This window comes from Variovorax palleresanus, from assembly GCF_051144945.1.
GTDB lineage: Bacteria > Pseudomonadota > Gammaproteobacteria > Burkholderiales > Burkholderiaceae_C > Variovorax > Variovorax paradoxus_S.
In genome coordinates, this window is the sequence record NZ_JBJNVP010000002.1 from 150,935 (window position 1) to 177,632 (window position 26,698).

The window sequence follows — 26,698 nt, forward strand, 5'->3', positions numbered from 1 at the left end:
GGATCAGGAAGCGCTGCGATGCTGGGCGACGTGGGTCGCGAGCGTGCGCAGCGACTGGAAGATCTGTTGGTTGCGCTCGTCGTCCGAGCGCAGCTGAAAGCCGTAGCGCCGGGACACCTCGAGCGCAACTTCGAGGATGTCGATCGAGTCGAGGCCGAGGCCTTCGCCGTACAACGGATCGGTCGGCACGATGTCTTCGGGCGCGACTTCGAGGTTGAGCGCGTTCACCAGCAGGACGGCCAATTCTTTTTCAATCGGCGACTGTTCAGGTGAATCGCCAACGGCGGGAATGGGGGGCTGAGCAGTCGATGACAAGAAAACCTCCTGAAACTTTTTCGGTTACTACCTCGGGGGTCGTGGATTATAGGAGGGAGGCTTGATTAGACTGCCCGCTTCGATACGACCCGGAGCCCCTCATGGCCGACCCCCTTCTGATCGCGCGCCACGACACCATCGAGTGCGCCCTGCTGCCCAGCCTGGCCAACCGCCACGGCCTGATCACCGGCGCCACCGGCACCGGAAAGACGGTCACCCTGCAGACCATGGCCGAGAGGCTCTCGAGCATTGGCGTTCCGGTGTTCATGGCCGACGTGAAGGGCGACCTGACCGGCATGAGCCAGAAAGGCGCCATCGGCGAAAAGATGGCGGCCACGCTGAAGGAACGCGGCATCGACCTGCCCGAATCGGCCGCCTGCCCCGTCACCCTGTGGGACGTGTTCGGCGAGCAGGGCCACCCGGTGCGCGCCACGGTATCCGACATGGGCCCCCTGCTGCTGGGCCGCATGCTCGACGTGAACGAAACCCAGGCCGGCGTGCTGAACCTGGTGTTCAAGATCGCCGACGACAACGGCCTGCTGCTGCTCGACCTGAAGGACCTGCGCGCCATGCTGCAGTACGTGGGCGAGAACGGGAGCCAGTTCACCACCGAATACGGCAACATCAGCGCCGCCAGCGTGGGCGCCATCCAGCGCGGCCTGCTGCAGATCGAAACCCAGGGCGGCGACAAGTTCTTCGGCGAGCCGATGCTCAACATCGCCGACTTCATGCAGACCGTGGGCGGCAAGGGCGTGATCAACATCCTGGCGGCCGACAAGCTCATGAACTCGCCGCGGCTCTACGCCACCTTCCTGCTCTGGATGCTGTCGGAACTGTTCGAACAGCTGCCCGAGATCGGCGACCCCGACCAGCCCAAGCTGGCCTTCTTCTTCGATGAGGCCCACCTGCTCTTCAACGAAGCGCCCAAGGCGCTGGTCGAACGCATCGAACTCGTGGTGCGACTGGTGCGCTCCAAGGGTGTGGGCGTCTATTTCGTGACGCAGAACCCGCTCGACATTCCGGATTCGGTGCTGGCCCAGCTCGGCAACCGCGTCCAGCACGCGCTGCGCGCCTTCACCCCGCGCGACCAGAAGGCTGTGAAAGCCACGGCCACCACCATGCGCCAGAAGCCGGGCCTGGACATCGAAACCGCCATCACCGAGCTTGCAGTGGGCGAGGCGCTGGTGAGCTTTCTCGACGCCAAGGGCCGCCCGAGCGTGACCGAGCGCGTGTACGTGGTGCCACCCGGCAGCCAGATCGGCCCCATCACACCGGCGCAGCGCCAGGCGGTGATAGCCGGTTCGCTCGTGGCCGGCGTGTACGAGAAGACGGTGGACCGCGAATCGGCCTACGAAAAGCTCAAGGGCCGCGCCGAAACCGCGCCCGATGCACCACCGGTCAAGCCGGGCGCCAAGGGCGCGGCCGAATCGTCCGAAGGCAGCAGCATGCTGAACGACCTGCTCTTCGGCAGCACCGGCCCGCGCGGCGGCAAGCGCGACGGCTTGGTGCAGACCATGGCCAAGTCGGCGGTGCGGACCATGGGCACCTCGGTGGGCAAGGAGATCTTGCGCGGCGTGCTGGGCGGCATCTTCGGCGCCAAGAAGCGCTAGCCGAGGTGGACCGGCCCGCTCCGGGCCGGGCAAATCGGCTTACCAGCGCAGCAGGCGCGGCCCGAGCACGGCGCCCGCCAGCACCGGCAGCGCGATGCCGCTGACGTACCAGACCGCCAGGAAGGGCGCCGTCAGTTCCATGCAGTGCAGCGCATAGACGGCGGCGCCCACCCCGCCCGCCAGTCCGCCGGCGGCCGCACCGGCCAATGCCGGCCGCGTGGGCGCCAGGCCTTTCAACGCCAGCAGCGCGGCCGCAAAGACGGGCAGCGCCATCAGCCCGATGCTGAGTGCGCAAACGCGCCACGACTCGCCCATGAGCAAGGGCATGCGGTCCTGCGGCGGCGCATTGAACCAGGCCATGGCTGCCAGCACCCACACCACGAGCACCGGCACGGCGGTGCCGAGCCAGGCGCGCCGCACCTGCACCCCAGGCCGCGCGAGGCGCTGCACCATCACGAAGGCCGCCGCCGCAATGCACAGCGGAAACAGCACCTTGACCCAGAACATCGGCCAGAACATGGCCTGCACCAGATCGCGGCGCAGGCCGTATTCAGTGAACAGGATGACGAAGGACAAGGGCAGCGCCGTGAACAATGCAAAGGCCAGGCGGCGCCCCGCGGCACGGCGCGGCGCGGCCGTGGGGCCGGTGGCCAGCATGGCGACGAGATCGTCGGTCTTCATGATGCCTTGCCTCCCATCCTTGCCGCGAGCGCCTTGAGCCCGCGATGGATGCCGACCTTCACGGCCGACTCGGACATGCCGGTCAGGCTGGCGGTCTCGGCCACCGAAAGGCCTTCGAGCTTCACGTGCACGATCGGCAGGCGCTGGCGCTCGGGCAGCGTCTGCAGCAGACCGCCCAGGTCGCGGCGCGCGTCGCTGGCATCGGTGGCCGATTCGGCGAACACCGCCAGGTCGTCGTCCAGCGGGTCATGCAGCGCTTCGCGTGCGGACTTGGCGCGCAGCAGATCGATCATCTTGTAGCGCGCAATCGCATGCACCCAGGCCGTCAACGGCTGGTCGCTTTGGTAGGTGTGGCGCTGGTTGTGCATGGCGAGCAGGCATTCCTGGACAAGGTCTTCCACTTCATCGGGCCAGCCGAACAGGCGCTTGCCCAGAAAGGCGCGCAAGTGCGCGCTGAGTTTTTGCAGGAACTCGCGATAAGCCGCTGCGTCGCCGTCCAGGCCGCGCAGGAACAGGCTCCGCAGCGCCGCCTCGGCTTCGCTCATTCGCGTCCTGCTGTCCACTGTGTTTCGTACCATCGGACCGGCTGGTTACAGCCCTTTCGAAAAAAGATTCCGCCGGATTGTGCCGTGCCCCGGCGGCGGCGCCGGGATCGATGCTCGGCTAAGCTCGCCCGAACCCACGGAAGGAGCGCCCATGCAAGCTGCCACCTCATGCCGTCCGGTCCGCGCACAGCGCCCGGGCTGGAACTGAAGCCGATGCTGGCCGCGCTGACTTCGCACCCCTGGGCCTATCCGGCGCTGGAAGTGGTGCACATCGTCGGCATTGCGCTGCTGTTCGGCGGCCTGCTGGTCTTCGAATTGCGCGTGCTCGGCCTCGGACGCGAGCTTTCGGCGCCGCAACTGGCCCGCCTGACGCTGCTGCCGGCACTGGTGGGCTTCGGGCTGTGCGCCGCCACCGGCCTCACCATGTTCTCCACGCAGCCGGGCGAACTGCTGGCCAACAACGCGTTCCGGGTCAAGCTGGTCCTGATCGGCCTGGCGGGCGCCAACGCCATCTGGTTTCACGTTCGCGGCGGCCCCGCCGCCACTGGCAAGGTGGCCAAGGCGCAATGCCTCATGTCGTTGGGGTTTTGGCTCGCTGTCATCATCTGCGGGCGCTGGATTGCCTACATCTAAGCGAAGGATCTAAGCCAAGGAGAACGAGATGATTCAGAGAAGACGCTTGTTGGTTGCCGGTTCGCTGGGCGTGGCCCTGCCGGCCTGGGCGCACCATGGGTGGAGCAGCTTCGATCAGGACCGGCCGCTTTACCTGGAGGGGCGTGCGACCAAGGTCATGTGGCGCAATCCGCATGGCGAGCTGGAACTCGAGCTGCCCGAGAACCCGACCCTGCCGGCCGACCTGAAGCAGCGTGCGTTGCCCAGCCAAAGCGCGACCGTCGATGGCCCCGGTCTGCTGGCCAAGGCGCAGCTGCCGACGCGGCGCGACCGCAAGTGGACCATCGAACTGGCGCCACTCACGCGCCTGCAGGCCTGGGGGCTCGACGAGATCAAGCCCGGCACCCAGGTGGCCGCGCTGGGTTTCACCTTCACCGGCGAAAAAGGCGAGCCGGTGCTGCGCGCCGAATACGTGTTCGTCGGCGGCAAGGCCTACGGCTTGCGCTCCTCGCCGGCCTGAGCGGCACTCCGGCCGCGGCAAATGCCGCGGCCATCGGCGGCTTTGACCACGCTCGCGCCCTGCTTGCCAGCCGCGCGAGTGATCGGTACATTGCATTTTTTGAGGGCCTCCAATGTCCGCAGATAGCACAGCGACCCCTTCGGCGACCCCGGCGACTCCGGCAACTCCTGTCGTCTCCCCCCTTCCCCCGCTCCACCCTTCGTCGTCGACCGGCCACATCCGGCTGACCTCGCATGCCGGAGGCTTTGGCGCCCTGCCCATCCGATGGGGCGCGGCCACCGCCACCGAGCGCGGGCCCGTGGTGGGCACCACCACGAAGCGGGCGCATCGCAACGTCATCGGCACGCACAGCGGCTCCTACAGCGTGTACCGCGCACTGGCCGTGGCGGCCGGCGCCCTCAAGCGCGAGCACAAGGCCGACCTGACCAATACCGCGCCCACCGACGTGATCGGCCCGTACCCGCAGTGGAGCGAGCCGGGCCGCATCGTTTCGCTCGACCCCTGGGGCGCATTGGTGGCCGATGTGTTTTCCGCCGAACTGGCAGCGGGCTACGACATTCGCCCGACCATCGCGATCACCAAGGCGCACGTGATCCTGCCCGAGGTGATCGAGGCGCTGCAGAGCGGCCGCCTCAAGGCCGACGGCCACTTTCTCACCGCCGGCGGCGCCGCCATGGTGACCAAGGCCGCCATCGAACCCGTGTGGTACCTGCCCGAGGTGGCGCGGCGCTTCGGCTGCTCCGAAACCGACCTGCGCCGCACGCTCTTCGAAGAGACCGGCGGCATGTACCCCGAGCTCGTCACGCGCTCCGACCTGGAAGTGTTCCTGCCGCCCATCGGCGGGCAGACGCTCTACATCTTCGGCAACCCGCGCGACCTGGCCAACCCGGAGGTGGAGCTCACCGCGCGCATCCACGACGAATGCAACGGCTCCGACGTGTTCGGCTCCGACATCTGCACCTGCCGGCCCTACCTCACGCACGCTATCGAAGAGTGCATCCAGGGTGCGCAGCGCGGGGGCGTCGGCCTCATCGCCTATTCGCGCAAGGAAGGCCGCGCGCTCGGCGAGGTGACCAAGTTCCTGGTCTACAACGCCCGCAAGCGCCAGGTCGGCGGCGACACGGCCGACCAGTATTTCGCGCGCACCGAGTGCGTGGCCGGCGTGCAGGACATGCGCTTCCAGGAGCTGATGCCCGACGTCTTCCACTGGCTCGGCATCAAGAAGATCCATCGGCTCGTGTCGATGAGCAACATGAAGTTCGACGCCATCACGGGCTCGGGCATCGAGATCGGCGAGCGCGTGAACATTCCCGACGAACTGATTCCGGCCGACGCCCGCGTCGAGATGGACGCCAAGATGGCCGCCGGCTATTTCACGCCCGGCCCGGTGCCGGACGCCGACGAACTCAAGAAGGCCAAGGGCCGGGGATTGAGCGAATGAGCGACAAGAAGGAAAAAAGCAGCAACTACCTGCCCGCCGACGGTTCGGGCAGCCTGCCGCCGGGCAGCGCGGGCGACATCGATCCGGCGATCGAATTCGCGCCGGACACCGCCCACCCCGCGGGCGCCGCCACCGTGCTGCGCACCACGGCCGCCATCCGCGAGCGCGCCGCCGCCCTGCTGGCGCGCGCGCGCCGGGGCGAGTCGCAGTGGTTCCGCATCGGCGACGACAGTGCGATAGACGACGCGGCGCGCACGGTGGCCGAGGTCACGCGCGAGCGCTATCCCTGGGACACCATTCCGTACCACAGCCGCTGGCGCCACTTCGAGGCCGGCGGCGTCGACCGGTTGAAGCAGCTCGACCAGCTGCTCGGCAAGCGCATCGACGCCCGGCAGCGCGCCCGCGCGCACATCGACCTCGTGCTGGTGAGCGTGCTGCTCGATGCCGGCGCGGGGCCCGACTGGCACTACACCGAGCCAGCCTCGAGCGGGCGCTTCACGCGCTCCGAAGGGCTGGCCGTCGCGAGCTTCCATGCCTTCACCAGCGGCCTGTTCTCGTCCAACCCCGACCATCCGCTGCAGGTGGATGCGGCCGGGCTGCGCGGTCTCGTGACCGACCGGCTCGGCGACGCCTTCCAGGTCAGCGACGTCAATCCGCTGGTCGGCCTGGCCGGCCGCGCGGTGCTGCTGCGCCGGCTCGGTGAAGCCATGAGCGAACAACCCGAGACTTTCGGCGACGACGGCCGGCCCGCCGGCATGTTCGATGCGCTGGTCGCGCCGCTTGGCGCTGCCGCGCCGCCCACAGCGGAGATCACGGCGCACCAGATCCTGTCGCTGCTGCTCGAGACGCTGTCGGGCATCTGGCCCTCCGCCAATGCCATCGACAGCATCGCGGCCGATGGCAGCGACGCCACGGGTGGCGTCGGCTGGAGCGACCCGGCCCTCGCGCTCGGCGACTGCTGGCGCCACAGCGCGGTGCGCGGGCCCGGCCTCACCAACGGCTGGATGCCGTTCCACAAGCTGTCGCAATGGCTCACCTATTCGCTGCTCGAACCTTTCGAATGGGCGGGCGTGAAGGTGCGCCATCTCGATGCGCTCACCGCCCTGCCCGAATACCGCAACGGTGGCCTCCTGCTCGACAGCGGCGTGATCGTGCCGAAAGACCCGGCCTTTCTTTCGCGCACCTGGAAGGCAGGCGACGAGTTCATCGTCGAGTGGCGCGCGCTCACCGTGGCGCTGCTCGACGAGCTGGCGCCGCACGTGCGCAAGATGCTCGACCGAACAGAGCAGGAACTGCCGCTGGCCTGCGTGCTCGAGGGCGGCACCTGGGCCGCCGGCCGCGTCTTGGCACAGCGCTTGCGTGACGGAGCGCCACCGCTCCTGATCGAAAGCGACGGCACCGTCTTTTAGACTCCCGGCTTCAGCAACGGTAGAAAAAATCCAATGAGCAACGTCCACCTCGTCGACCATCCCCTCGTCCAGCACAAGCTCACGCTGATGCGCCGCAAGGACGCCTCCACCAACAGCTTTCGCCGGCTCCTGAACGAAATCAGCATGCTCATGGCCTACGAGGTCACGCGCGACATGCCGATGCAGGACATCGAAGTCGAGACCCCGCTCGAAACCATGCAGGCCAAGGTCATCGACGGCAAGAAGCTGGTGCTGGTGTCCATCCTGCGCGCGGGCACCGGCATCCTCGACGGCATGCTGACCGTGGTGCCGGGCGCGCGCGTCGGCCACATCGGCCTGTACCGCGACCCCAAGACGCTCACGGCCGTCGAGTACTACTTCAAGATGCCCGGCGAAATGGAGAACCGCGACGTGATCGTGGTCGACCCGATGCTGGCCACCGGCAACTCGGCCGTGGCCGCGGTCGAGCGCCTGAAGGAGCTCAACCCCAAGTCGATCAAGTTCGTCTGCCTGCTCACCTGCCCCGAAGGCATCGCGACCATGCAGAAGGCGCACCCCGACGTGCCGATCTACACCGCCGCGATCGACCGCGAGCTGAACAGCCACGGGTACATCCTTCCCGGATTGGGCGACGCCGGCGACCGCATCTTCGGCACGAAATGAACCCACCCCCGTCCCTCGCTCACTTCGTGTAGCTCGACTCCCCCCTCAAGGGGGCAACACCAGCGGCCCGGCAAAGCCGGTTCCGCGGTGTTTCTGGAAGAGGCACGGGGAGCGCCGTCGAGAATTTTTAAACCGAGGAGAAGCACCGTGACAGCACGCCGTCAGTTGATCATTCGTTCGGTCGCCATCGCAGCCGCAGCGCTTGCGGCGGGCACGCCCGGCCTTGCGCTGGCACAGGCCAAGCTCAAGGTGGCGGCGGTGTACACCGTGCCCTTCGAGCAGCAATGGGTGGGCCGCATCCACAAGGCGCTCAAGGCGGCCGAGGCGCGCGGCGAGATCGAATACAAGGCCACCGAGAACGTCAGCAATGCCGACTACGAGCGCGTGATGCGCGAGTACGCCACGGGCGGCAACCAGCTGATCTTCGGCGAAGTGTTCGGCGTGGAAGCAGCGGCGCGCAAGGTCGCGAAAGACTTTCCGAAAGTGGCCTTCCTGATGGGCTCGTCGCTCAAGCCGCAGGCGCCCAACTTCAGCGTGTTCGACAACTACATCCAGGAGCCGGCGTATCTCTCCGGCATGATTGCGGGCGGCATGACCAAGAGCAACCGCATCGGCATGGTCGGCGGCTTCCCCATTCCTGAAGTGAACCGGCTCATGAATGCCTTCATGGCCGGCGCGAAGGAAACCAATCCCAAGGTCGAATTCAGCGTGAGCTTCATCAACAGCTGGTTCGACCCGCCCAAGGCCAAGGAAGCGGCCTTCGCGATGATCGACAAGGGCGCCGACGTGATGTATGCCGAACGCTTCGGCGTCTCCGATGCGGCCAAGGAAAAAGGCAAGCTCGCGATCGGCAACGTGATCGACACGCAGGCCCAGTACCCCGACACGGTGGTGGCCTCGGCCCTGTGGAACTTCGAACCCTCGGCCGACCGCGCGATCAAGCTCGTGAAGGAAGGCAAGTTCACGGCCGAGGACTACGGCGTCTACTCGACCATGAAGCACAAGGGCTCGGAGCTCGCGCCGCTCGGCACTTTCGAGAAGAAGGTGCCCGCCGACATCGTCGCCAAGGTGAAGGCGAAGCAGGCCGACATCCTGGCCGGCAAGTTCACAGTGAAGGTCGACGACTCCCAACCCAAGTCCACCGCAAAATGAAGGGGCCGACGACGATGCGCTGGCGCTCTTTTCTCGCGGCCGGCGTGTTGGCCCTCGGCCTCGCGGGTTGCGCCGGCGTCTACAACAAGACCGGCGGTGCCGGCACCGGCGGCACCCGCCTGGACGACACGCCGCGCATCGCCGTGATCTCGGCTTTCCAGCCCGAGCTCACGCTGCTGCTGAACCGCCTGCAGGGAGCGGCGAAGCACAGCGTCAACGGTGTCGAGTTCACCACCGGCACGCTCGAGGGCAAGCCGGTCGTGCTGTTCCTCTCGGGCATCAGCATGACCAACGCGACGATGAACACGCAGGTGGTGCTCGACCGCTTTCGCATCACCAGCATCGTCTTCAGCGGCATCGCGGGCGGCGTGAATCCGCAGCTGCACGTGGGCGACGTCACGGTGCCGGCCCAGTGGGGCCAGTACCTCGAAGTGCTGATGGCGCGCGAAACCGCGCCGGGCAAATACGCCGCGCCGCCCTTCATCAAGGATGCCACGCTGCCCAACTTCGGCATGATGCATCCGCGACCGGTCGAGGTGCGCTCGGCGGCGCATCCGCAGATCGTGCGCAAGTTCTGGTTCGAGGCCGATCCGAAGATGCTCGAGGTGGCGCGCAGCATCCGCAATGTCGACCTGGCGAATTGCAGCGCCGGCAAGTGCCTGGCGCGCAAGCCCCAGCTGGTGGTGGGCGGCAACGGCGTCTCCGGCCAGGCCTTCATGGACAACAAGGCGTATCGCGAATACACCTTCAAGACCTTCCAGGCCAACGTGCTCGACATGGAGACCGCGGCCGTGGGCATGGTGGCCTACAGCAACGGCGTGCCCTACATCGCCTTCCGCTCTCTCAGCGACCTTGCGGGCGGCGGAGACGGCGAGAACGAGATGGGCACCTTCATGGGCATTGCGGCCGACAACTCGGCCAAGGTCATGCTGGCGTTCCTGGCCGCATGGAAGTGACGGTGGCGCCCGTGCGCCTCGTGCTGCTGCCGGGCATGGACGGAACCGGCGATCTCTTCGAGCCGCTGAAGAAGGCCATGGGGCCGCATGCCGCGATCGACGTCGTGCGCTACCCGGGCCGGCGGGTGCTGGGCTATGACGAGCTGGAGCCGCTGGTCCGTGCGCAGCTTCCCCTGCAAGAGCCCTTCGTGCTGCTCGGCGAATCCTTTTCCGGCCCGCTGGCGATCTCCATCGCGGCCTCTCGTCCCGCTGGCTTGCGCGGGCTGATCCTATGCTGCAGCTTTGCGCGCAGGCCTACGCCCGCAATGGCGATGCTGCGTGCAGGACTGCTCGAGCTGGCGATGGGCCTGCTGCATTCAAAGGCCATGCGGCTGCCGATGCGCCACCTGCTGCTGGGCGGCAACGCGCCCGCGGAGCTGGCGAGCCAGCTGCAGGATGCGCTGGCGCAGGTGTCGGCCGCTGTCATGATCCGCCGCATGCAAGAGGTGCAGCGCGTGGACGTGCTCGACAAGCTCTCGCTGGTGCAGGTGCCGGCGATGTACTTGCAAGCCCTCCAAGATCGCATGGTGCCAGGGCACGCGGCGGCACTCATCCGCAAGCGCTTGCCGTCGCTGCGCGTCATCAAGCTCGACGGGCCGCACGGCCTGCTGCAGGCATCGAGCGCCGCGTCCGCACGGGCCATCCAGGACTTCTGCCGCGGCCTGCGGCCCGTTTCCCCATGACGCCCGCCACCGTGCTGCGCCTTCGTGGCATCACCAAGCGCTTCGGCTCGCTCGTCGCCAACGACGCCATCTCCCTCGACCTGCAGGCAGGCGAAGTGCTCGCACTGCTGGGCGAAAACGGCGCGGGCAAGTCGACCTTGATGTCGATCCTGTTCGGCCACTACGTCGCCGACGAAGGCAGCATCGAGGTCTTCGGCGCGCCCTTGCCGCCGGGCAACCCCAAGGCGGCACTGGCCGCGGGCGTGGGCATGGTGCACCAGCACTTCACGCTGGCCGACAACTTGAGCGTGCTCGACAACGTGATGATGGGCACCGAGCCGCTGTGGCGCCTGGTCTCGCGCCGTGCGGCCGCGCGTGCCCGGCTGCTCGACGTGGCGCAGCGTTTTGGCCTGCCCGTGCAGCCCGACGCGATGATCGGCAACCTCTCGGTCGGCGAGCGGCAGCGCGTCGAAATACTGAAGGCGCTGTACCGCGGCGCACGCATCCTGATCCTCGACGAGCCGACCGCCGTGCTGACGCCGCAGGAGAGCGAAGCGCTATTTGCCACGCTCGCGCAGATGGTGGCGCAGGGCCTGTCGGTGATCTTCATCAGCCACAAGCTCGGCGAGGTGCTGCGCGTGTCGCACCGCATTGCCGTGTTGCGCGGCGGCAAGCTCGTGGCCGAGGCGCGCACGGCCGAGACCACGCAGGCTCAGTTGGCGCTCTGGATGGTTGGGCATGCGGTCGACGCCCCGCAGCGCCGGCCGGCCAGGTCGGTGGGCGATGCCGTCTGCGTGCTCGACCACGTGAGCACTGCATCGGCCAAGGACGGCGGGCAGGACCATTCGAGCGCCCTTCGCGAGGTGTCGCTGACGCTGCGCGCAGGCGAGATCACCGCCATCGCGGGCGTTTCGGGCAACGGCCAGGTGGCACTGGCCGAGCTGCTGTGCGGCACGCGCCGCGCCACTTCGGGCACCGCCCAGCTGATGGGCCGCGCGCTACCGCCCTCGCCTGCCCGGCTGGTTCAGCGCGGCGTCGCGCGCATTCCCGAAGACCGCCATGCCGTCGGCGTGGTCGGTGACCTGCCGGTGTGGGAGAACGCGGTGTCGGAGCGGCTGCGTAGCCCGGTGTTCTCGCGCTGGTCGTGGTTCGTGCGGCGCACGGTCGCGCGGCTTCATGCCCGGCGCATCGAAAAAGCATTCGACGTGCGCGGCGCCGGCCTGATGGCACCGGCCCGTTCGCTCTCCGGCGGGAACATGCAGAAGCTGATCCTGGGGCGGGCGCTGCTGGCGCCCGAGCAGGCAGAAGATGGCGACAACAAGAAATACCCGACACGCGCACCGCGCCTGATCGTCGCGCACCAGCCCACGTGGGGCCTCGACATCGGCGCCGTGGCCTATGTGCAGCAGCAACTCATCGCCGCGCGCGATGCGGGCGCGGCGGTGCTGGTGATTTCCGACGACCTCGACGAAGTGCTCGCGCTCGGCGACCGCGTGGCCGTGATGCATGGCGGCCAATTGGGCGAAGCGCGCCCGGCCGCCGCCTGGACGCGCGAAGCCATCGGGTTGGCGATGGCCGGTGCGACAGCACCGCAGCAGCAGTCGCGCGCGGGAACCTTGCCATGATGCGGCTCGAACGGCGCCACGAAACCTCGCGCGCCGCGCTGATGCTGGCGCCCATCGGCGCGGTCGCGTTCACCATGGTGGTGAGCGCGCTGCTCGTGCTCTGGGCCGGCGCGCCGGTCGGCCGCACCTATGCGCTGCTTTTGCAGGGCGGCTTCGGCTCGGTGTTTGCATGGAGCGAAACGCTGACGCGTGCGGTACCGTTGATCCTCACCGGGCTGGCCGCGACGGTCGCCTTCAAGGCGCGGCTTTTCAACATCGGCGCCGAGGGGCAGCTGTTCGCCGGCGCCCTTGCCGCCGTGGCCGTGGGCGGCATGCACGGCGGCACCGGCTTCGAGCTCGCGCCCTGGCTGCTGTTCCCGCTGATGATGCTGGCTGCGGCTCTCGCTGGCGCCCTGCTGCTGCTGGGCCCGGCACTCATGAAGAACAAGCTCGGCGTCGACGAGGTGGTGACCACGCTGTTGATCAACTTCATCGTGCTGCTGGGCGTCTCGGCCCTGCTCGACGGGCCGATGAAAGACCCGACCGCCATGGGCTGGCCGCAGAGCGTGTCGCTGCAGCCCGATCTGGAGCTTGGCAAGCTCATCGCCCAGACCCGCGTGCACACCGGGCTCCTCTGGGCTGTGTCGCTGGCGGTGACGGTGTGGGCGATCTTCAAGTACACGGTGCTGGGTTTCGACATTCGCGCCATGGGCGCCAATGCGCGCGCCGCGGCCTTTGCGGGCGTGCCGGTCACGCGCACGGTGGTGTTGGTGGCGCTGCTCTCGGGCGCGCTGGCCGGGCTCGCGGGTGCCATCGAAGTGGCAGGCCGCACGAGTTACGTCACGCTCGACATGTCGCCTGGCTATGGCTACACAGGCATCGTGATCGCGATGCTCGCAGGCCTGCATCCGCTGGGCGTGATCGCCGCGGGCGTGTTCGTGGCGGGCGTGCTGGTCGGCGCCGACACCATGAGCCGCGCCGTGGGCGTGCCGACCTACATCGCCGACGTGATCGTGGCGGCCTCGCTGATCGCGGTGCTGGTGGCGACCTTGCTGACGCAATACCGGGTGCGGATGAAATGACTCCGCTCTCCTCGTCGGTCTTGCTCCTTCCCCCGCTGGGGGAACGCTGGGATGGGGGCGTCAGCGTCCATATCGAGTGCCGCCTGCCCCCACCCCAACCCTCCCCCGGGAGGGGAGGGAGAAATACGCGATGACCGATCTGCTCGACATCCTCGCCAACCCGGCCTTCTGGGTTGCCGTTCTGCGCATCGCCACGCCGCTCATCCTCGGCACGCTCGGCGTGCTGCTGTGCGAGCGCGCGGGCGTGCTCAACCTGGGCATCGAGGGGATCATGGTGGCGGGCGCCTTCACGGGCTGGCTCGCGGTGTATGCCGGCGCGTCGCTGTGGGTCGGCGTCGGCGTGGCCGCGCTCACGGGCATGGTGTTCGGCCTGCTGCATGCCTTTCTCACCGTGGGCCTTGCGCTGTCGCAGCATGTGTCGGGGCTGGGCATCACGCTGCTGGCCACCGCGCTCAGCTACTTCGGCTACCGCGTGAGTTTTCCGAAGGTGAACACGCCACCGACCATCGCGCCCTTCGCGCCGATGGAGTGGCTGCCGGTGCCGATCTTGAACGCGCAGACGTCGCTCACCCTGTTCGCGCTGCTGCTGGTGCCGGCCATCGCCTGGGTGCTCTACCGCACGCCGCTCGGCTTGGCGCTGCGCATGGTCGGCGAGAACCCGCAGGCGGCCGAGAGCCAGGGCGTATCGGTCGCGGCCACGCGCACCGGCGCCATCGTGGCGGGCTCGGCGCTGATGGGCGTGGCGGGCTCGTTCCTCACGCTCTCCGCCTTCAATGCCTTCTTCTTCAACATGGTGAACGGCCGAGGCTGGATCTGCGTGGCGCTGGTGGTGTTCGCCTCGTGGCGGCCAGGCAAGGCCCTGCTCGGCGCGCTGCTGTTCGCGTTTTTCGACGCGCTGCAGCTGCGGCTGCAACAATCGGGCGATGCGGTGCTGCCCTACCAGATCTACCTGATGCTGCCCTATCTGCTGTCGATCCTCGCGCTGGTGCTGGTGGCACGCAAGGCCAGCTATCCGCAGGCGCTGATGAAGCCGTATCGCAAGGGAGAACGCTGATGCCGAAGCCGGCCGCGGCACGTGGAACGCTGCTCATGGCGCTGCTGGCGGTGTGCAGCGTGGGCGTGCACGCGCTGGGCAGCGACCAGCCCTACGAGCGCTTCAAGACCCCCGACGCGGTCAACTGGGTGCAGCTGTGCGGCATCTGGGGCAAGGATCACAAGGGCACCTACCGCGTGATCCATGCGGACCAGGACGCGCAGTCCTTCCTCTACGTGCAATGGATGCGCCGCGACGCCAATGGCAGCCTGCATGCCGAGCACACGACCGCCATCGCCGAACTCGACAACGACCATGCCGAGATCGCGCTCAGCGACCTGACCTGCCGCGCCACGCCGCGCGGCATCGTGCTGACGGCGCGGGCCGCCTCCGGGCACGACGACAAGCTGCGCCGCGTGACCATCGAGGTCGGGCCGGCGGCGGGCCAATACCGCTATCGCGCGCAGCGCACGCGCTGAACAACCGCCACCCACAGCCACAAGATCCGACGCCGATGCTCGACCTCCTCATCACCAACGCCACCCTCCCCGACGGCCGCACCGGCATGTCGATTGCCGTGCAGGCCGGCCGCATCGCGGAAGTCACGGCCGGCCTCGACGCACCGGCGCACGAGAGGCTCGATGCGGAGGGCCTACTGCTCGCACCGCATTTCGTCGATCCGCACTTTCACATGGACGCCACGCTGAGCTATGGCCTGCCGCGCGTCAACCAGAGCGGCACGCTGCTCGAGGGCATTGCGCTGTGGGGCGAGCTCAAGCCGCTGCTCACGGCCGACGCGCTGATCGAGCGCGCGCTGGCGTACTGCGACTGGGCGGTGGCCAAGGGGCTGCTGGCCATTCGATCGCATGTGGACACGAGCGACCCCAGCTTGCTCGCGGTCGATGCGCTGCTCGAGGTCCAGCGCCAGGTCGCGCCTTACATCGACCTGCAACTGGTCGCCTTTCCGCAGGACGGCGTGCTGCGCTCGCCGGGCGGGGTCGACAACCTGAAGCGCGCGCTCGACAAGGGCGTGGACGTCGTCGGAGGCATTCCGCATTTCGAACGCACCATGGCCGACGGTGCCGCCAGCGTGAAGCTGCTGATGGAGCTTGCGGCCGAGCGCGGCAAGCTGGTCGACATGCACTGCGACGAATCGGACGATCCGCTCTCGCGCCATATCGAAACGCTGGCCTTCGAGGCTCAGCGCCTGGGCATGCAGGGCCGCGTGACGGGCTCGCACTGCACGTCGATGCATTCGATGGACAACTACTACGTGAGCAAGCTGCTGCCGCTCATTGCCGAGAGCGGCGTCGGCGTGGTGTCGAACCCGCTCATCAACATCACGCTGCAGGGCCGCCACGACACCTACCCCAAGCGCCGCGGCATGACGCGCGTGCCCGAGCTGATGGCCGCCGGCGTGAACGTCGCCTTCGGCCACGACTGCGTGATGGACCCGTGGTACGGCATGGGCTCGGGCGACATGCTCGAAGTGGCGCACATGGGCCTGCACGTGGCGCAGATGACGAGCCAGGCCGGCATCCGCCAGTGCTTCGAGGCCGTGACCACGAATGCCGCGCGCGTGATGCACCTGGAGGGCTACGGCCTGGAGGCCGGCTGCAACGCGAGCTTCGTGCTGTTGCAGGCGCGCGATGCGGTCGAGGCGATCCGCCTGCGCGCCACGCGGCTCAAGGTGTTCCGCAAGGGCCGGTTGCTGGCGGAAACGCCTGCGGCCACAGCCGCGCTTCATCTTCCCGGCCGTGGCGGCCAGACGAACTGGATGATTCCGAAGGCCTGAGCCTTGGCGCCCCACGATCCCTGCTCGCCAGATTCAGCGGCCGAGATCCAGGTCGCACCACATATGGACCTTGGCCAGCAGTTCGTTGCCGACCGCAATGGCGAGCGGCTCGACGCCGAAGACCTGAAAACCGCAGCGCTCGTACAGCGCCTGCGCGGTGCGGTTGCCTTCGGTCACGGTGAGTTGCACCAGCCGCAGCCGTTCGACCTCGCGGGCATGCGCCAGAACCGCAAACACCAGCCGGCGCCCGAAACCGGCGCGGCGCGCTGAAGCAGCCACTGTCATGCCGAAAAGCGTGGCCTTGTGGCGTGCGCGCTGCCGCGTTTCGAGGCTCAAGCCCGCCGCGCCCACCAGCGCGCCCGTGTCGTCGAAAGCCCCATAGACCACGCTGGCTTCGCTCGTGTCAGCGCCCAGCCGTTCCTCCCACCAGCGAAGCGGCAGGCCCGCGCGCTCCTCCACGGTGGTAGTGAAAGCGCTCGGGTGCGTGGCGTACGCGTCGAGCATCAAGGCGCGGTAGGCCGCGGCATCGGCTGCCGCCAGGCGGCGAACGGCGTTGAGGTCGTTTTCTTCAGAAGCGGACACAGACGGATTGCCTTTCCTGCAGCACGGCCTCCTGGCCGAAACGCTGCCTGTAGGTGCCGATGATGCCGGCGATGGTGGCGTCGTCCCTGGAGCTGCCCGGATGCAGCAGCACCACGAGCTTCGAGGGCTCGCGCACCACGCTGCCCGAGGCGCCGCGCCACTGCCCCGCGGCATCGATCACCGTGAGGCCCTTCGGAAAGGCGGGCGTCACGACCCCATCGAGGAACGCAGCCCACTGCGCATCGGACACCTGTCCGCCAGCGGGGATGGCACGGCCGAAATACAGCGTGTCGCGCTCGAAGGCTTCGAAGCCCGCGGCACAGGCCCTCGAGGGCTCGGGCGCAGGTGGCAATGCGCCGCACCCGGCGAGGATGGCAACCGTTGCCACAGCGACCGCCAGGCGCGAACGGGTGACGACCTGGGGCACGGCGCGGCTCATTGGGGTGCGTGGGTTTCAGGCCTCGGGCGCGATGGCTTCGGCGTACTCGTAGAGCGCACCCAGGATTTCCTCGCCCCGCTCGTCCGCGGTTTCGGACAGCGCATCGACCTCGCTGAACAGCATTTCGATGGTGCGAACCCCGCCTTCGCCCTTGAAGAGCCGTGCAACGCGCAACGCCTCCCAGCGTTCGGCCTCTTCCGGGCTGAGCATCTCGGGCCAATTGCGCGCACGGTAGCGGAAGAGAATTTCCTCGAGGCGCCCGTCGTCGAACCCGGTGCGGTCCTTGGCAAGCTCTTCGGGCGACAGCGCGCGCAGCTGGTTCAGGCGCCGCCGGTCGGCGTTGCCGACGAACCCGCCGTAGAGGTCTTCATCGACGTCGGGCGTGGCTTCCTTGGGTCGGGCGTACACCTGCGACCAGATGGCGCTCATGTCGGGCAGGTCGCGCGCGATGGCCGCGTGACGCATGGCCGCGTCGAGATCGACGTTCCAGCGCTCGGCCATGGCCGGCGCGAGCGTGCGCAGGTTGCCGACCACCATCGGCGACTTGTTCAGGTGAATGCCCTTCACCGGCAGGCGGACCACGCCTTCGGGCAGGTCGGCGGTGCGCGTGAACAGGCGCAGGCGCAAGGTCTCTACGTCGATGTCGCGCAGCTCGCTGGGGTCGTGCGCCAGGTCCCAGGCGATCAGTTCGTTCTTGTTGGTCGGATGGCTCGCGAGCGGCCACATCACGCCGAGGCAGCCGCGCTCGACAGGAAACATGCCCGACACATGCAGGAAAGGCCGGGCCGTTTCACGCATGGCCGGCAAGCCGAGCTCGCTGGCGACGCGGTCTTTCTTGTGCAAGCCGAAGGCGAACTCGAACAGCTTGGGCTGCCGATCGCGAATCAGCCGCGCCAGCGCGATGGTGGCGCGCACGTCGGACAGCGCATCGTGCGCCGACTCGTGCAGCAGGCCGTTGGCGCGCGCCAGGTCTTCGAGTTTGAAGCTGGGCTTGCCATCTTCCTTCTTGGGCCACTCGATGCCGTCGGGCCGCAGCGCATAGGTGAGGCGCACCACGTCGAGCAGGTCCCAGCGTCCGCAGTCGTTCTGCCACTCGCGCGCGTACGGGTCGATGAGGTTGCGCCAGAACAGGAAGCGCGTCACCTCGTCGTCGAAGCGAATGGTGTTGTAGCCCACGCCGATGGTGCCGGGCTGCGAAAAGGCCTTCTCGATCTGCGCGGCGAAGGCGTGCTCGGGGATGCCGCGCTCGAGGCACACCTGGGGCGTGATGCCGGTGATCAGGCAAGCCTCGGGGCTCGGCAGGTAGTCGGGCGCCGGCTTGCAATAGATCATCAGCGGCTCGCCGATTTCGTTCAGCCCTGCGTCGGTGCGGATGGCTGCAAACTGCGAAGGCCGGTCGCGGCGCGGCACGGCGCCGAAGGTTTCGTAGTCGTGCCAGAGAAAGGTGTGGTTCATTCAGAGCAAGGGGGAAAACAATCGTGCAATCGCGTCGCCGAGGCGGCGCCAGAAACTCTGCGGCCGGTGGGCGCGCACCGCGCCGGAGCTGTGGAGATCGGTTTCGAACTGCGCGGCCAGCGGACGCGCCAGCTCGGGGCCGTAGACCACGGCGCTCACCTCGAAGTTGAGCCTGAAACTGCGGTTGTCGAAATTCGCGGTACCGATCATCGCGCAATGGTCGTCGACCACCAAGGTCTTGGAGTGCAGCATGCGCGCCTTGTACTCCCACACCTTGACGCCGGCCGCGATCAGCTCGTCGAAATAGGAGCGCGCGGCCGCGCTCACGATGGCCGAATCGCTGCGGCGTGGTACCAGAAGGCGCACGTCCACGCCGCGCAGCGCGGCGCTGGTGAGCGCCATCAGGGCGGGCTCGCCGGGCACGAAGTACGGCGTGGTGAGCCAGGCGCGTTCGCTCGCCGAATGAATGGCCTCCACGTGCATGCGATGGATGGGCTCCAGAACGTTGTCCGGACCGCTGGTCACGATCTGCACTGGAATGTTGCCGGCCTCCACCTGCGGCAGCATGGCGTCCATCAGGGGGTCCATGTTGCGCAGGTCTTCGCCGGTGGCATAGACCCAGTCTTCGAGAAAGGTCGTCTGCAGCCAGCGCACCGCGCTGCCTTCGATCCGCAGGTGTACGTCGTGGTACGCATCGGGCCGCGTGCGCTTGTCTTCCTCGTCGGTGATGTTGACGCCGCCGGTGAAGCCGACGCGCCCGTCGCACACCACGATCTTTCGGTGGGTGCGGTAGTTGGTCACCGGCCGCAGGCGGCGGCCGATGCGCGTGTCGTGGAAGAGCGCGACCTGCACGCCGGCGGCATGCAGCGGCGCCATGAACTTGCGGCCGATGCGCTTGGAACCGAGCGCATCGAGCAGGAGGCGCACGGCCACGCCCTGCCCCGCACGCTCCACCAGCAGGTCGCGCAGCGCGGTGCCGATCTTGTCGGGCTCGAAGATGTAGTACTCGAGGTGGATGTGGTCGCGCGCCCCGCGCACCGCATCGAAGATGGCGTCGAAGGTGCGCGCGCCGCCCGAAAGCAGTTCCACGCCCGTCGCGCTGGAAACCGGCAGTCCGCACGCGGCGGTGCCGAGCCGCGCCATCTGCTGCAGCGCCGGCGGCGCGTTCTGCGCCGCGTCCCGCAGCCGCGCCAGTTCGGCCTGGGTGTGGGCTTTGGCGCGGCTGCGCAGGCGCTTGACCCGCTGCTTGCGCAAGCGCTGCGGCCCGAGGAAGTAATAGACGACGAAGCCCGCAAACGGCAGCAGCGCCAGCGACAGGATCCAGCTCATGGTGGACACCGGCGCGCGCTTCTGCATCACGATCCAGACCGACAGCACGGCGATATAGCCGCTCCAGGCCAAAGAGAGGCCGGTTTTCCATTCCTGGCTGAGCTCGGGAAAAATCAAGGTAGGGCTTGCGGTACGGGTAAATTCCGGCCCCAAGAAAAAAGGCCGGCAGCGAATGCTACCGGCCTTTTCAGTGTTGCCAGAAATACAGCGGCACCGGCTCCGCCGGGCCGCTTACCCTGCGGCAGCCTCTTCGGCTTCGGGCTTGGACTTGCCTTCCTTCTTCGGCAGCGGCTGGATGTCCAGCTGCACTTCGCCCTTGTCGTCGATGTCGACCGACAGGCGGCCCCCGTCGATCAGGCGACCGAACAGCAGCTCGTCGGCCAGCGCACGACGGATCGTGTCCTGGATCAGGCGCTGCATCGGGCGGGCGCCCATCAGCGGGTCGAAGCCCTTCTTGGCCAGGTGCTTGCGCAAGCCGTCGCTGAACGTGACGTCGACCTTCTTCTCGGCCAGCTGCGTTTCGAGCTGGAGCAGGAACTTGTCGACCACGCGCAGGATGATCTGCTCGTCCAGCGCCTTGAAGCTCACGGTCGCGTCCAGGCGGTTGCGGAACTCCGGCGTGAACAGGCGCTTGATATCGGCCATTTCATCACCCGCCTGGCGCGGGTTGGTGAAGCCGATGGTCGCCTTGTTCATGGTCTCGGCACCCGCATTGGTGGTCATCACGATGATCACGTTGCGGAAGTCGGCCTTGCGTCCGTTGTTGTCCGTCAGGGTGCCGTGGTCCATGACCTGCAGCAGCACGTTGAAGATGTCCGGGTGCGCCTTCTCGATTTCGTCGAGCAGCAGCACCGCGTGCGGCTTCTTCGTGATGGCTTCGGTCAGGAGACCGCCCTGGTCGAACCCGACGTAGCCCGGAGGCGCGCCGATCAACCGGCTCACCGCATGGCGCTCCATGTATTCGGACATGTCGAAGCGGATCAGCTCGATGCCCATGATGTAGGCGAGCTGCTTGGCCGCTTCGGTCTTGCCGACGCCGGTGGGGCCGCTGAACAGGAACGAGCCGATCGGCTTGTCTTCGCGGCCGAGGCCCGAGCGCGCCATCTTGACCGCGGACGCCAGCACCTCGAGTGCCTTGTCCTGGCCGAACACGACGCTCTTCAGGTCGCGTTCGATCGTCTGCAGCTTGCCGCGGTCGTCGTTGCTGACGTTGGCCGGGGGAATGCGTGCGATCTTCGCGACGATGTCCTCGACCTCGGTCTTGCTGATGGTCTTCTTGCGCTTGTTCGCAGGCAGGATGCGCTGGGCGGCACCGGCCTCGTCGATCACGTCGATGGCCTTGTCGGGCAGATGGCGGTCGTTGATGTACTTGGCGCTCAGCTCGGCCGCGGCCTGCAGGGCGGCCACCGCGTACTTGACGCCGTGGTGCTCTTCGAAGCGCGACTTCAGGCCCTTCAGGATGTCGACGGTTTCCTGCACCGTCGGCTCGACCACGTCGACCTTCTGGAAGCGACGCGACAGGGCCGCATCCTTCTCGAAGATGCCGCGGTACTCCGTGAAGGTGGTCGCACCGATGCACTTGAGCTGGCCGCTGGAAAGCGCCGGCTTGAGCAGGTTCGACGCATCGAGCGTGCCGCCCGACGCGGCGCCCGCACCGATCAGGGTGTGGATTTCGTCGATGAACAGGATGGCGTTCGGCTTGTCCTTGAGCGACTTGAGCACGCCCTTCAGGCGCTGCTCGAAATCGCCGCGGTACTTGGTGCCGGCCAGGAGCGCGCCCATGTCGAGCGAGTAGACCTGCGCCTCGGCCAGGATCTCGGGCACGTCGCTCTGCGTGATGCGCCATGCCAGGCCTTCGGCGATGGCGGTCTTGCCGACGCCTGCCTCGCCCACCAGCAGCGGGTTGTTCTTGCGCCGGCGGCACAGGATCTGGATGACGCGCTCGACCTCGTATTCGCGGCCGATCAGCGGATCGATCTTGCCGTCCTTGGCGAGCTGGTTGAGGTTTTGCGTGAACTGCTCGAGAGGCGAAGCCTTCTCGTTCTTCTCGCCGCCGCCCTCTTCGCCCTCGCCCGAAGACGATTCGCTGCTGCCCTTGACGGCTTCAGGCGGATCGCTCTTCTTGATGCCGTGGGCAATGAAGTTCACCACGTCGAGGCGGGTCACGCCTTGCTGGTGGAGGTAGTACACCGCGTGCGAGTCCTTCTCGCCGAAGATCGCGACCAGCACGTTGGCGCCGGTGACTTCCTTCTTGCCGTTGCCGGTGGACTGCACGTGCATGATGGCGCGCTGGATCACGCGCTGGAAACCCAGCGTCGGCTGGGTGTCTACATCATCGGTACCCGCCACCTGGGGCGTGTTGTCCTTGATGAAGTTGGTGAGCGACGCCCGCAGGTCGTCGACGTTGGCCGAGCAGGCGCGCAGAACTTCCGCGGCGCTCGGGTTGTCCAGCAAAGCGAGCAACAGATGCTCCACGGTGATGAACTCGTGGCGCTGCTGCCTGGCCTCGACGAAGGCCATGTGCAAGCTGACTTCCAGTTCCTGGGCAATCATGTGATTTCCTTTTGCCTTGCTGTAAATAACTTCTCAGATGGGTTGGAGCTTGCGCAATTCAACTGGTTCACGCAACAGGCTCGCTCACGCACTGCAACGGATGCCCGGCCTGGTGTGCCGCCTCCATCACCTGATTGACTTTGGTGGCCGCCAGGTCGCGAGAATAAACCCCGCAAACACCGCGCCCGTCGAGATGAATCTTTAACATGATCTGGGTCGCGGTTTCGCGATCCTTGTTGAAATATTCTTGCAGCACGACGATCACGAACTCCATGGGCGTGTAGTCGTCGTTCAGCATGACCACCTGGTACATCTGGGGAGGCGCGGTTTTTTGCGGCCGCCGCTCCATAACGACCGAATCTCCGTCATCCCCGGCCGGTTTCTGGGCCGGCGGAGTGCTGGGAGTCTTTGGAATTCTCGTTGCCATAAAAAAGATTCTATAGAGCGTGCAAGCAACGTGCCGGCGCAAGAAGACTTGGTGGCGCATATTCGACAAATCAAGGGCCTTGCGCCGTGTGCGCCAGCACGTAGGGCTTAAAAAATTCAAGCGTCCGCGGGATGCCTCGGGAATATTGCACGGCTGCGGCTTGGGAGACCCGTCCGCCCGGATCCGGGGAATTGATGTCCTCGTCGATCAAGAGGTTTCGGACCCCACGGCAGGCCACCTCCGGAGCAAGCTGTACCAGCCTGTCCGGACTCTGTGAACGGTCACGGACCGGCTTGGTCTGGCGAGGGGAAAACCAAGAAAAAGCCCTCGAGACCGGAACGATCTCGAGGGCCCATGGCTTCTCGGCGCCCGGAGCGCCAAACGCTATTGCTCGCGCAATTACATGTGGTCGATCATGACCTGGCCGAAGCCCGAGCAGCTCACTTGCGTGGCGCCGTCCATCAGGCGGGCGAAGTCATAGGTGACCTTCTTGCTGGCAATCGACTTTTCCATCGAGCTGATGATCAGGTCGGCTGCTTCGGTCCAGCCCATATGGCGCAGCATCATTTCGGCCGAGAGGATTTCGGAACCCGGGTTCACATAGTCCTTGCCGGCGTACTTGGGAGCCGTGCCGTGGGTGGCTTCGAACATGGCGACGGTGTCGCTCAGGTTCGCGCCCGGGGCAATGCCGATGCCGCCGACCTGGGCCGCCAGCGCGTCGGACACGTAGTCGCCGTTGAGGTTGAGCGTGGCAATGACGCTGTATTCGGCGGGGCGCAGAAGAATCTGTTGCAGGAACGCGTCGGCGATGCTGTCCTTGACGGTGATTTCCTTGCCGGTCTTTGGGCTCTTGAACTTCATCCAGGGGCCGCCGTCGATCAGCTCGGCGCCGAACTCCTTGGCTGCCAGGGCGTAGGCCCAGTCGCGGAAGCCACCTTCGGTGAACTTCATGATGTTGCCCTTGTGCACGATGGTGACGCTGGGCTTGTCGTTGTCCACGGCGTATTGCAGCGCCTTGCGAACGAGGCGCTCCGTGCCTTCCTTCGAGACGGGTTTGACGCCGATGCCGGAGGTGTTGGGGAAGCGGATCTTCTTGACGCCCAGTTCGTCCTGCAGGAACTTGATGAGCTTCTTGGCCTTGTCGCTTTCGGCTTCGAATTCGATGCCGGCGTAGATGTCTTCCGAGTTCTCGCGGAAGATGACCATGTTGGTCTTGTGCGGCTCGCGCACCGGGCTTGGCACGCCTTCGAAGTACTGGATGGGGCGCAGGCAGACGTACAGGTCGAGTTCCTGGCGCAGCGCGACGTTCAGCGAACGGATGCCGCCGCCCACGGGCGTGGTCAGCGGGCCCTTGATGGAAACCACGTAGTCGCGCACGGCGTGCAGCGTTTCTTCGGGCAGCCAGACATCGGGGCCGTAGACCTTGGTCGACTTTTCGCCGGCATAGACTTCCATCCAGTGGATCTTCTTCTTGCCGCCGTAGGCCTTTGCAACCGCTGCGTCCACCACCTTGAGCATCACCGGGGTAATGTCCAGACCCGTGCCGTCGCCTTCGATGAAGGGAATGATCGGCTGATCAGGCACATTGAGCGAGTTGTCGGCGTTGACCGTGATCTTCTGGCCGTCGGCGGGGACTTTGATGTGCTGGTAGCTGGACATGAGGGGAAGTGACTCCGGGAATGACGTAATTCGGGCGACTGTCTGCGAATTCAGACAGCGACGGGGAATCGCTGTACAGCCCGCGAACAAATCGCTGTACATTTTAGACGCAACCCATCAGCTGGCGTTTGTCAACCCGCGAGGCAACGACCTCGTTAGTGGCTGACCTTCTGCTCGCCGGGAGGCGTTTCCAACCAATTCTCGATAGAGGAATCATCAATGAGCAAAATTCTCGCAGTCATGATCGCTGGCCTGTTCGCCGCTGGCGCCTACGCCCAGAACCCCACCGGCACCACGCCTGAGCAAGGGAACGCCACCAACAGCAAGCCCCAAGCACGCGCTGAAGCCAAGAAGGACGCCAAGCCCGCTGGCAAGGTGGCTGCTCCCGCTGGCGACATCGCCAAGACCCCCGAAGGCGGTGCTATCGGCACCGACAAGGCTGCAGCATCCGGCGAAAAGCGCGCCGAAACGCGCGACCAGCGTCGCCGCAACAAGGACGGCAGCGTCAAGCGCAAGTCGACCCAAGGCGGCACGCCCCAGTAAGTCGGCCTTGGCCGTACAAGAAAGCGCTCTCCGGGGCGCTTTTTTTTCGCCTGCGATGGCACAACTGCTGTCAACCAGGGCAAGCGGCTGATGCGTTGAATGTTGACCTTCCGCCGGGAGGTGATCCATATCAACAATCTCAAAGGATGTCTCAATGAACAAGCTGCTCGCAGCCCTCGTCGCCGGTCTCTTCGCTGCCGGTGCATTTGCGCAGACCCCGCCCGCTCCGGCGCCGGCCGCACCTGCCGTGGTCCACAAGGCTGCGCCCTCGACGAAGCACACGGTCAAGAAGCACAAGGCTCGCCACCACGTGGCCAAGGCGCACGTCGCCAAGAAGGTGTAAGCTGCCACGCTCACCGGCAATGCCCGCCAATGCCCGCATCAGCGGGCATTTTTATTGGCCCCGCGCCCTTGAACCCGCCCTGAAAGAAGCCTTCCGATGTTTCAGCGTTTTGTTGCCGCCCTGCTCCTGCTTGCCGCCTCCCTGATGGGCGCCGCACAAGCCCAGCAGCAACCCCAGACCGACCTGCAACGCACCAAGTTGTCCGTTGGCCTGTACAAGATCGATGCGCAAGTCGCGCAGACCCCCCAGCAACGGGAAATCGGCCTCATGTTCCGCAAGGAAATGCCGCAGGCCGAGGGCATGATCTTCGTCTTCGATCAGCCGGCCACCCAGTGCTTCTGGATGCGCAATACGCTGCTGCCGCTGACGGCCGCCTTCGTGGCGGACGACGGCCGCATCGTCAACCTTGTCGACATGCAGCCGATGACCGAGAACTCGCACTGCTCCGAAGAGCCGGTTCGCTTCGTGCTCGAAATGAACCAGGGCTGGTTTGCCAAGAAGAACATCAAGAAGGGTGCCAAGCTGGGAGGCGAGCTGTTCGCTGCTTCCAAACGCTGAGCTCCGCCCGCCTGTTTGGCCCACGAAAAAGCCGACCCGCAGGTCGGCTTTTTCAATGAGGAATCCGGTTCAACCGAAGTTCTTGGCAGCGAAGTCCCAGTTGGCCAGCTTGGCCAGGAAGGTCTCCACGAACTTGGGGCGCAGGTTGCGGTAGTCGATGTAGTAGGCGTGCTCCCAGACGTCCACCGTCAGCACCGGGGTGTCGCCGGTGGTCAGCGGCGTGCCCGCGGCACCCATGTTCACGATGTCCAGCGAACCGTCGGCCTTCTTCACCAGCCAGGTCCAGCCCGAGCCGAAGTTGCCCACGGCCGACTTCACGAACGCTTCCTTGAAGGCGTCGTAGCTGCCCCACTTGGCATCGATGGCCTTGGCCAGCGCGCCGCCGGGAGCGCCGCCGCCCTGGGGCTTCATGCAGTTCCAGAAGAAGGTGTGGTTCCAGATCTGGGCGGCGTTGTTGTAGATGCCGCCGCTGGACTTCTTGACGATTTCTTCCAGCGTCATCGACTCGAATTCGGTGCCCTTTTGCAGGTTGTTGAGGTTCACCACGTAGGCGTTGTGGTGCTTGCCGTAGTGGTACTCGAGGGTCTCCTTCGAGTACTCGGGTGCCAGCGCGTCGAGGGCGTAAGGCAGGGGTGGGAGCACATGTTCCATGGTTTCTTCTCGTGGGTTGGTTGCGGGGAATTAACGATTC

28 protein-coding genes are annotated in these 26,698 nt (G+C 66.5%); 17 read left to right on the forward strand and 11 right to left on the reverse strand.

Annotation, left to right across the window (positions count from 1 at the left end; genetic code table 11):
* Positions 1-3: 3 nt before the first annotated feature.
* Positions 4-315, reverse strand: coding sequence for a phosphopantetheine-binding protein (locus tag ACJ7Z0_RS04505; protein ID WP_055796895.1), 312 nt, complete (start codon positions 313-315; stop codon positions 4-6).
* Between the two features lie 101 nt (positions 316-416).
* Between ACJ7Z0_RS04505 and ACJ7Z0_RS04510 the strand changes: the two genes are divergently transcribed.
* Entirely contained in the window at positions 417-1,925 is a 1,509-nt protein-coding gene (locus ACJ7Z0_RS04510) for a helicase HerA-like domain-containing protein (protein WP_434788881.1), read from the forward strand.
* 39 nt (positions 1,926-1,964) lie between these two features.
* Here the strand turns inward: ACJ7Z0_RS04510 and ACJ7Z0_RS04515 are convergent, their stop codons facing one another.
* On the reverse strand, positions 1,965-2,606 hold the full coding sequence (locus ACJ7Z0_RS04515; protein ID WP_434788882.1) for an NrsF family protein: 642 nt from the start codon (positions 2,604-2,606) through the stop codon (positions 1,965-1,967).
* Entirely contained in the window at positions 2,603-3,184 is a 582-nt protein-coding gene (locus ACJ7Z0_RS04520; RefSeq protein WP_434788883.1) for a sigma-70 family RNA polymerase sigma factor, read from the reverse strand. The genes ACJ7Z0_RS04515 and ACJ7Z0_RS04520 overlap by 4 nt, the downstream gene beginning before the upstream one ends.
* Positions 3,185-3,364: 180 nt before the next feature.
* On the opposite strand from ACJ7Z0_RS04520, the gene ACJ7Z0_RS04525 reads away from it, so the two are divergent.
* From ACJ7Z0_RS04525 to ACJ7Z0_RS04585, 13 genes are all read left to right on the forward strand, one after another.
* Entirely contained in the window at positions 3,365-3,784 is a 420-nt protein-coding gene (locus tag ACJ7Z0_RS04525) for a hypothetical protein (RefSeq protein ID WP_431132234.1), read from the forward strand.
* A 31-nt stretch (positions 3,785-3,815) separates the two neighbouring features.
* Positions 3,816-4,283 carry a DUF6152 family protein gene (locus ACJ7Z0_RS04530; RefSeq protein WP_434792606.1) on the forward strand — a complete coding sequence of 156 codons (468 nt, stop codon included), beginning with the start codon at positions 3,816-3,818 and terminating at the stop codon, positions 4,281-4,283.
* Positions 4,284-4,395: 112 nt separating this feature from the next.
* Positions 4,396-5,724 carry a GTP cyclohydrolase II gene (locus tag ACJ7Z0_RS04535; RefSeq protein WP_434788884.1) on the forward strand — a complete coding sequence of 443 codons (1,329 nt, stop codon included), beginning with the start codon at positions 4,396-4,398 and terminating at the stop codon, positions 5,722-5,724.
* On the forward strand, positions 5,721-7,133 hold the full coding sequence (locus tag ACJ7Z0_RS04540; RefSeq protein ID WP_434788885.1) for a URC4/urg3 family protein: 1,413 nt from the start codon (positions 5,721-5,723) through the stop codon (positions 7,131-7,133). The genes ACJ7Z0_RS04535 and ACJ7Z0_RS04540 overlap by 4 nt, the downstream gene beginning before the upstream one ends.
* A gap of 33 nt (positions 7,134-7,166) precedes the next feature.
* Positions 7,167-7,796: a uracil phosphoribosyltransferase gene (upp, locus tag ACJ7Z0_RS04545; RefSeq protein ID WP_021007470.1), complete on the forward strand. Its 630-nt coding sequence runs from the start codon at positions 7,167-7,169 to the stop codon at positions 7,794-7,796.
* Positions 7,797-7,943: 147 nt separating this feature from the next.
* A complete protein-coding gene (locus ACJ7Z0_RS04550) occupies positions 7,944-8,948 on the forward strand; it encodes a BMP family protein (RefSeq protein WP_434788886.1) in 1,005 nt (334 codons plus the stop codon).
* The gene (locus ACJ7Z0_RS04555; protein ID WP_434788887.1) at positions 8,945-9,904 is read left to right on the forward strand and encodes a 5'-methylthioadenosine/S-adenosylhomocysteine nucleosidase; all 960 of its coding nucleotides are present in this window, start codon (positions 8,945-8,947) and stop codon (positions 9,902-9,904) included. Before ACJ7Z0_RS04550 ends, ACJ7Z0_RS04555 begins: the two co-directional genes overlap by 4 nt.
* Positions 9,895-10,626, forward strand: a complete 732-nt coding sequence (locus tag ACJ7Z0_RS04560) for an alpha/beta fold hydrolase (protein WP_434788888.1) — start codon at positions 9,895-9,897, stop codon at positions 10,624-10,626. The genes ACJ7Z0_RS04555 and ACJ7Z0_RS04560 overlap by 10 nt, the downstream gene beginning before the upstream one ends.
* Positions 10,623-12,230 (forward strand): ABC transporter ATP-binding protein, encoded by a 1,608-nt coding sequence (locus tag ACJ7Z0_RS04565; RefSeq protein WP_434788889.1) that lies wholly within the window; start codon positions 10,623-10,625, stop codon positions 12,228-12,230. The genes ACJ7Z0_RS04560 and ACJ7Z0_RS04565 overlap by 4 nt, the downstream gene beginning before the upstream one ends.
* Positions 12,230-13,291: an ABC transporter permease gene (locus ACJ7Z0_RS04570; RefSeq protein ID WP_434792607.1), complete on the forward strand. Its 1,062-nt coding sequence runs from the start codon at positions 12,230-12,232 to the stop codon at positions 13,289-13,291. Before ACJ7Z0_RS04565 ends, ACJ7Z0_RS04570 begins: the two co-directional genes overlap by 1 nt.
* Positions 13,292-13,421: 130 nt before the next feature.
* Positions 13,422-14,345, forward strand: a complete 924-nt coding sequence (locus ACJ7Z0_RS04575; protein ID WP_434788890.1) for an ABC transporter permease — start codon at positions 13,422-13,424, stop codon at positions 14,343-14,345.
* A complete protein-coding gene (locus ACJ7Z0_RS04580; protein ID WP_434788891.1) occupies positions 14,345-14,803 on the forward strand; it encodes a hypothetical protein in 459 nt (152 codons plus the stop codon). The genes ACJ7Z0_RS04575 and ACJ7Z0_RS04580 overlap by 1 nt, the downstream gene beginning before the upstream one ends.
* Before the next feature lie 35 nt (positions 14,804-14,838).
* Complete coding sequence (locus ACJ7Z0_RS04585; RefSeq protein WP_434788892.1) at positions 14,839-16,119, forward strand: amidohydrolase family protein; 1,281 nt, start codon at positions 14,839-14,841, stop codon at positions 16,117-16,119.
* A 33-nt stretch (positions 16,120-16,152) separates the two neighbouring features.
* On the opposite strand, the gene ACJ7Z0_RS04590 is transcribed toward ACJ7Z0_RS04585, so the two are convergent.
* The 7 genes from ACJ7Z0_RS04590 to icd form a co-directional block, all read right to left on the reverse strand.
* Positions 16,153-16,701 (reverse strand): GNAT family N-acetyltransferase, encoded by a 549-nt coding sequence (locus ACJ7Z0_RS04590; protein WP_434788893.1) that lies wholly within the window; start codon positions 16,699-16,701, stop codon positions 16,153-16,155.
* On the reverse strand, positions 16,688-17,140 hold the full coding sequence (locus ACJ7Z0_RS04595; protein ID WP_434788894.1) for a DUF3574 domain-containing protein: 453 nt from the start codon (positions 17,138-17,140) through the stop codon (positions 16,688-16,690). The genes ACJ7Z0_RS04590 and ACJ7Z0_RS04595 overlap by 14 nt, the downstream gene beginning before the upstream one ends.
* A gap of 15 nt (positions 17,141-17,155) precedes the next feature.
* Positions 17,156-18,595, reverse strand: coding sequence for an exodeoxyribonuclease I (gene sbcB / locus ACJ7Z0_RS04600; protein WP_434788895.1), 1,440 nt, complete (start codon positions 18,593-18,595; stop codon positions 17,156-17,158).
* On the reverse strand, positions 18,596-20,041 hold the full coding sequence (gene cls, locus ACJ7Z0_RS04605; RefSeq protein WP_434788896.1) for a cardiolipin synthase: 1,446 nt from the start codon (positions 20,039-20,041) through the stop codon (positions 18,596-18,598). It lies immediately after the preceding gene.
* Positions 20,042-20,155: 114 nt separating this feature from the next.
* Positions 20,156-22,477: an ATP-dependent Clp protease ATP-binding subunit ClpA gene (clpA, locus tag ACJ7Z0_RS04610; protein WP_307577023.1), complete on the reverse strand. Its 2,322-nt coding sequence runs from the start codon at positions 22,475-22,477 to the stop codon at positions 20,156-20,158.
* A 67-nt stretch (positions 22,478-22,544) separates the two neighbouring features.
* A complete protein-coding gene (clpS, locus tag ACJ7Z0_RS04615) occupies positions 22,545-22,904 on the reverse strand; it encodes an ATP-dependent Clp protease adapter ClpS (RefSeq protein ID WP_369655952.1) in 360 nt (119 codons plus the stop codon).
* 399 nt (positions 22,905-23,303) lie between these two features.
* Positions 23,304-24,563 carry an NADP-dependent isocitrate dehydrogenase gene (icd, locus tag ACJ7Z0_RS04620; RefSeq protein ID WP_431131682.1) on the reverse strand — a complete coding sequence of 420 codons (1,260 nt, stop codon included), beginning with the start codon at positions 24,561-24,563 and terminating at the stop codon, positions 23,304-23,306.
* 219 nt (positions 24,564-24,782) lie between these two features.
* Here icd and ACJ7Z0_RS04625 point away from each other — a divergent pair, with 219 nt between their 5' ends.
* The 3 genes from ACJ7Z0_RS04625 to ACJ7Z0_RS04635 all read left to right on the forward strand — a co-directional run bounded on the left by ACJ7Z0_RS04625 (position 24,783) and on the right by ACJ7Z0_RS04635 (position 26,007).
* Positions 24,783-25,106: a cell envelope biogenesis protein TolA gene (locus tag ACJ7Z0_RS04625; protein WP_431131684.1), complete on the forward strand. Its 324-nt coding sequence runs from the start codon at positions 24,783-24,785 to the stop codon at positions 25,104-25,106.
* Between the two features lie 154 nt (positions 25,107-25,260).
* Complete coding sequence (locus ACJ7Z0_RS04630; protein ID WP_431131685.1) at positions 25,261-25,449, forward strand: hypothetical protein; 189 nt, start codon at positions 25,261-25,263, stop codon at positions 25,447-25,449.
* Between the two features lie 96 nt (positions 25,450-25,545).
* The gene (locus ACJ7Z0_RS04635) at positions 25,546-26,007 is read left to right on the forward strand and encodes a DUF192 domain-containing protein (RefSeq protein ID WP_434788897.1); all 462 of its coding nucleotides are present in this window, start codon (positions 25,546-25,548) and stop codon (positions 26,005-26,007) included.
* 69 nt (positions 26,008-26,076) lie between these two features.
* Here ACJ7Z0_RS04635 and ACJ7Z0_RS04640 read toward each other — a convergent pair whose 3' ends face one another.
* Positions 26,077-26,658: a superoxide dismutase gene (locus ACJ7Z0_RS04640; protein ID WP_431131689.1), complete on the reverse strand. Its 582-nt coding sequence runs from the start codon at positions 26,656-26,658 to the stop codon at positions 26,077-26,079.
* Positions 26,659-26,698 lie beyond the last annotated feature (40 nt).